Origin of the sequence: Streptomyces sp. ActVer (assembly GCF_027270795.1) — a bacterium.
GTDB classification, from domain to species: Bacteria; Actinomycetota; Actinomycetes; order Streptomycetales; family Streptomycetaceae; genus Streptomyces; species Streptomyces umbrinus_A.
Window position 1 is genome coordinate 1 of the sequence record NZ_JAPWHT010000998.1, and the last position, 685, is coordinate 685.

Genomic DNA, 685 nt, shown 5'->3' on the forward strand with positions numbered 1-685 from the left:
GGTCGCGGCGACGCCGAGCAGGTCCGACAACTCGTCCTCGGACAGGGCCAGTACGTCCGGCACGTCCTGCCCGGACAGCCGGTCCAGGGGCGGCCAGACGCGGGCCGCGCGGCGCACGGCCAGAGCCGCGTCGACACGGGCACGCGGTCCGAACGCCGTGTCGGCGGCACCCGCCCACAGGGCCGCGGCGTCGACGACGAGGGTGGGGTCGGCGAGGCTGTGCACCTGGACGACGGCCGCGCCCGCACGCCGCGCGCCCTCGCTGTCGTCGAAGAGCTCGTACGCAGACAGGTCCAGGCGCAGCGAGATCCGCACCCCCGCGTCCATGCCCGCGGCGACCTCCGCCGCCCAGTCCTGGGCGCCCGGCAACCGCTGGGGCCCGGCGGCGGCGAAGGGTTTCCCGGTGGCGTACGGCGCGGCGGCGGTGCGGGGCAGGGCGTCGGCGACCGCGTCCACGAAGGCGCGCATCAGCGCTTCCCGGTCGGGCAGCTGGAGCGGGCCTCGGCCCGGCAGCGGCACGGCGTGTCCTTCGTACGGAAGGGACGCGGCGACCGCCCTCAGGTGGGCGATGTCGTCCGGGTCCAGGGGGCCGGCGCGCCACGCGTCGAATCCGTCGGGTGTCAGGCCGGGCAGCAGCCGTCCGCGCGCGACGAGGCGCAGGGCGTGCAGCGCGGCGGCGCCCCAG

The 685-nt window shown here is 78.0% G+C and carries 1 pseudogene; it reads right to left on the bottom strand.

Features of this window, described 5'->3' with window-relative positions:
- A pseudogene (locus O3Q52_RS53815) lies at window positions 1–685 on the bottom strand (ATP-dependent helicase); the annotation flags it as partial.